The organism is Streptomyces sp. NPDC086519 (assembly GCF_040686075.1).
Classification (GTDB): domain Bacteria; phylum Actinomycetota; class Actinomycetes; order Streptomycetales; family Streptomycetaceae; genus Streptomyces; species Streptomyces shenzhenensis.
Genome location: NZ_JBFBJL010000145.1, coordinates 1 through 4136, shown reverse-complemented (window position 1 = coordinate 4136; position 4136 = coordinate 1). Strand labels below are relative to the sequence as shown.

Sequence of the window (4136 nt, the reverse complement as noted above, 5' to 3'; positions counted from 1 at the left end):
CGTCGAGGATCCTGGTCAGCCGTTCGGCGCTGCGGCGCTGCACGGGCGCTTTGCGAAGCGATGTCGCTTGGGGCACGGGCTTCATGATGCCTTTCTGCTGACGCCGTCCCGGCTGTAGGTCACCGTCGTCTTCTGCCCCGGCCGGTCCGAGGCGAGCGACTCGGCCAGTGAGGTGATCGTGGTGATGTCGTCACGACCCACCTTGGTGAGGGTGTCCCCGGGCCGGATGCCCGCCTTGTCGGCCGCGTCGCCCGGCTTCACGGTCACCACGGCCACCCCGGCCGGCTGGTAGTTCACGTCGACGACCGTGCGCCCGGTGATGCCGAGCGCGGCCCGCCCCGAGTCGGTGACCTTCCCCTGCCTGATGATCTGGTCGGCGACCGTCGTCACCATCGACGCCGGGATGGCGAACCCGATCCCCGGTGCCGCGCTGCCGCCCAGGTTGGGGTCGCTCGCGGCCAGCGTCGGGATGCCGATGACCTGGCCGTCCAGATTGACCAGGGCGCCCCCGCTGTTGCCGGGGTTGATGGCCGCCGAGGTCTGCACCATGTTGGGGATGGTGGCCCCCGTCCCTCCCCCGCTCTCGGCTGCGCTCGAGCGGGGGGACCCCCACCCCGCCGTGTTCTCGCTGACGGTCCGTCCGGTCGCCGACACGATCCCCTCGGTCACGCTGGACGACAGCCCGAGCGGCGATCCCATGGCCAGCGTGATCTGCCCGACCTGGACCTTGTCGGTGTCCCCGAAGGCGGCCGCCTTCAGCCCGGCCGGGACCTTGTCGAGCCTGATGACCGCCAGGTCCTGCTGGGGGTAGGAGTACACCAGCGTCGCGGTGAGCGGTTCGTCCGTGTTGGCGGTCGTCACCCTGAACTTCTTCTCGTCCCCCACGACGTGCGCGTTGGTGACGATGTGTCCGCTGCCGTCGTACACCACGCCCGAGCCCAGGTCGTGGCTGGCCTGGATCTGTACGACCGAGGGCAGGACGTTCCTGATCACCTTCTGGTACTGGTTCTGCAGATCGGTCGCGGCCAGGGGGACGGCCGCCGCGCGGACGGCCGGCGCGTTTGCGGTCCGGTCGTTTCCGAAGGCGGAACATCCGCAGAGCAGGGCGAGGCAGCAGCCGAACGCGGCGGCCGTACGGAGGATCCGGCGGGCAGGGGAAGCGTTCATGCCCCGAGTCTCACCGCGGCGGTGACGCTCCGGCGCGTACTGCTGGCCCGAACGAGCGGCACCGCGCCAGGAGTCAGCCGCGGACCCCGCACAGGTGCAGCAGCGCCGCGACCGCCCGGTACGGATCCGTCCGCCCGGCCCGCTCCTCCGCCGCGAGCAGCGTCTCCAGGCCGGCGGGCGGTTCGGCGTCGTCCGCGGCGGTGTCCGTGAACACCCGTACCCCGTACCAGGACTGCAACGGTGCGCCGATGCCGGCGAGGGCGCCGGTGAGCGTGGCCAGCCGGTCGGCCCTGACGTGCAGACCGAGGCGGGTGGGGGTCCCCCCGCTCGAGCGAAGCCGAGAGTGGGGGAGGTAGGAGACGGTGTCGAAGGCCTCCAGGGCGCCGGCCCAGTCGCCGCTCAGCCCCGGCCGCATGGCCAGCGCGTCGGCGTTGCGCACCAGCAGCGACAGCAGCCCGCCCGGGGCCAGCATCCGGGCCAGCCCGGCGAGCAGCGCGTCCGGTTCCTCGACGTACATCAGCACCCCGTGGCAGAGGACCACGTCGAAGCTGCCCGGCAGGAAGTGGACACCCGTGTCCCGCCCGTCCCCCTGCACGATCCGCACCCGTTCGCGGATGCCTTGCGGCTCACCGGCCAGGGCCTCCCGCGCGGCCGCGATCATCGCCGGTTCCCGCTCGACACCGGTCACCTGGTGACCGGCCCGGGCCAGCCGCAGCGCCTGCGTGCCCTGACCCATCCCCACGTCGAGCACCCGCAGCCGCTGCCCGACCGGGAACCGCCCGGCTATCTGCTCGTCGAGCTGCCGGGTCACCAGCTCCTGTCGTACGACATCACGCAGCCCGCCCAGCTTGGTCAGCCAGGCCTCCGCCGCACCCCCGGAGAAAGGCTCTGCGCTCAGGGCCGCTCTCCGCGCTTGACCTGCGGCTTGGGCAGCCGGAGCCGGCGCATCTGGAGGGAGCGCATCAGGGCGTAGGCGACGGCGCCCCTCTTGTTCTGGTCCGGGAAGCGCTCCGCGAGGCGTCCCCGCAGCCGCAGGCCGCTGATCGCCGCGTCGAGCACGATCAGCACGATCACGACCAGCCACAGCAGCAGCGCGATGTTCTTGATCGCGGCGTTGTTGACCACGCTCATGACCAGGATGACCACGGCCAGCGGCAGGAAGAACTCCGCGACGTTGAAACGCGAGTCGACCCAGTCGCGGGCGAACCTGCGGACCGGGCCCTTGTCACGGGCCGGCAGGTACCGCTCGTCGCCGGTGGCCAGCGCCTGGCGCTGGCGCTCCATGGCGGCGCGCCGGTCCTCGCGCTGACGCTTGGCGGCGTCCTTGCGCGTCGTCGGCGTGCTGGCCACGCTGCGCCGCTGGGACTGGGCCTCACTGCGCTTGGGCGTGGGCCTGCCCTTGGGGGCCTGCGGGTCTCGGGTCTGCGTGGAGTCGGTCACGACCGCCTTGTCGGCGGGGGCCTTCTCATCCTTGGCGCGGCTACGGAACACAAAACCCAAGGGTAAGGGGTGGTGGGGTGTGGGCCCTAGTCCGGCGGGGAACGATCCCGCAACGCCAGTCGTCTCCATGGGGGACAGAGGGGACGTTGCAGGCGCTTTGCTCCGGGGGCTCACCTACTACCTGTGCCGGAGCGGAGCTGTCCGTAGTCGTCCTTGGGGATGAGCGCATCGGTCCCCGAACAGTGCGGTAATGGAGGCAGGGCCCGTACTGTGGGTTCTGTCGCAGGATCGGTGAGCTGGAGTCCGTCAGAAGGGGGCGCGCGAAGCCCATGAGCGGTGTCATGAAGCGTATGGGGATGATCTTCCGCGCGAAGGCGAACAAGGCCCTGGACAGGGCCGAGGATCCGCGCGAGACCCTCGACTACTCGTATCAGAAGCAGCTGGAACTGCTCCAGAAGGTCCGCCGCGGCGTCGCCGACGTGGCGACCAGCCGCAAGCGCCTCGAACTCCAGCTGAACCAGCTCCAGCAGCAGTCCACCAAGCTGGAGGACCAGGGCCGCAAGGCGCTCGCCCTCGGCCGTGAGGACCTCGCCCGCGAGGCGCTCTCCCGCCGCGCCGCCCTCCAGCAGCAGGTGACCGACCTGGAGACGCAGCACGCCACCCTCCAGGGCGAGGAGGAGAAGCTCACCCTCGCGGCCCAGCGCCTGCAGGCCAAGGTGGACGCCTTCCGTACGAAGAAGGAGACCATCAAGGCCACCTACACCGCCGCCCAGGCCCAGACCCGCATCGGCGAGGCCTTCACCGGCATCTCCGAGGAGATGGGCGACGTCGGCCTCGCCATCCAGCGCGCCGAGGACAAGACACAGCAGCTCCAGGCCCGCGCCGGCGCCATCGACGAACTCCTCGCCTCCGGCGCCCTCGACGACCCGACCGGCACGGCCAAGGACGACATCGCCGCCGAGCTGGACCGCCTCTCCGGTGGTACGGATGTGGAGCTGGAGTTGCAGCGCATGAAGGCCGAGCTCGCCGGAGGTTCGCCCCAGCAGGCGATCGAGGGCGGCACCGGCCAGGGCCAGCAGTCGCAGCAGCCGCAGGACACCCCGCGCTTCGACAAGCAGTAGCCGACGCCTGGAGGGCGACATGGCCGACATGGTCGTGAGGATCATGGGGGAGGGTCAGGTGAGGCTGGCCGACAGCCACCTCGCCGAACTGAACAAGCTGGACGACGAGCTCCTCGCGGAGATCGAGTCCGGCGACGAGGCAGCCTTCCGCCGCACCCTGACCGCCCTCCTGGACAGGGTCCGGGAGCTGGGCGCACCGCTCCCGGACGACGCCCTGCAACCCTCGGACCTGATCCTCCCGTCCCCGGACGCGACCTTGGACGAGGTCCGGGCGCTGCTGCGGGACGACGGTCTCATCCCAGGCTGACGGCCACGTCCTCCGGACTGACGGCCAGGTCGACACCCCGTCCGGCGATGGGGAGCGAGGCCGTTCGGGCCGAAGCGGGGGTCCGGGGGCGGCAGCCCCCG

5 protein-coding genes and 1 pseudogene are annotated in these 4136 nt (G+C 71.3%); 2 read left to right on the top strand and 4 right to left on the bottom strand.

Annotation, left to right across the window (positions count from 1 at the left end):
- The 4 genes and pseudogenes from AB0P24_RS47590 to AB0P24_RS47575 all read right to left on the bottom strand — a co-directional run.
- Positions 1-85, bottom strand: a pseudogene (locus AB0P24_RS47590) (TetR/AcrR family transcriptional regulator); the annotation flags it as partial.
- A complete protein-coding gene (locus tag AB0P24_RS47585) occupies positions 82-1167 on the bottom strand; it encodes a trypsin-like peptidase domain-containing protein (RefSeq protein WP_365805691.1) in 1086 nt (361 codons plus the stop codon). The gene AB0P24_RS47585 and the pseudogene AB0P24_RS47590, both read right to left, overlap by 4 nt.
- Before the next feature lie 73 nt (positions 1168-1240).
- Positions 1241-1978, bottom strand: coding sequence for a methyltransferase domain-containing protein (locus AB0P24_RS47580; RefSeq protein WP_365805689.1), 738 nt, complete (start codon positions 1976-1978; stop codon positions 1241-1243).
- Positions 1979-2061: 83 nt separating this feature from the next.
- On the bottom strand, positions 2062-2736 hold the full coding sequence (locus AB0P24_RS47575; protein WP_365805687.1) for a DUF3043 domain-containing protein: 675 nt from the start codon (positions 2734-2736) through the stop codon (positions 2062-2064).
- A 200-nt stretch (positions 2737-2936) separates the two neighbouring features.
- Between AB0P24_RS47575 and AB0P24_RS47570 the strand changes: the two genes are divergently transcribed.
- Together AB0P24_RS47570 and AB0P24_RS47565 are read left to right on the top strand one after the other, a co-directional pair.
- Positions 2937-3728, top strand: coding sequence for a PspA/IM30 family protein (locus AB0P24_RS47570; RefSeq protein WP_093503936.1), 792 nt, complete (start codon positions 2937-2939; stop codon positions 3726-3728).
- A 28-nt stretch (positions 3729-3756) separates the two neighbouring features.
- Positions 3757-4035, top strand: coding sequence for a hypothetical protein (locus AB0P24_RS47565; protein ID WP_365805693.1), 279 nt, complete (start codon positions 3757-3759; stop codon positions 4033-4035).
- Positions 4036-4136: the final 101 nt, after the last annotated feature.

Excerpts from the sequence above, each read along its gene's own strand:
- AB0P24_RS47585 (WP_365805691.1), bottom strand. The coding sequence starts at position 1,167 with ATGAACGCTTCCCCTGCCCGCCGGATCCTCCGTACGGCCGCCGCGTTC.
- AB0P24_RS47575 (WP_365805687.1), bottom strand. The coding sequence starts at position 2,736 with ATGGAGACGACTGGCGTTGCGGGATCGTTCCCCGCCGGACTAGGGCCC.
- AB0P24_RS47570 (WP_093503936.1), top strand. The coding sequence starts at position 2,937 with ATGAGCGGTGTCATGAAGCGTATGGGGATGATCTTCCGCGCGAAGGCG.
- AB0P24_RS47565 (WP_365805693.1), top strand. The coding sequence starts at position 3,757 with ATGGTCGTGAGGATCATGGGGGAGGGTCAGGTGAGGCTGGCCGACAGC.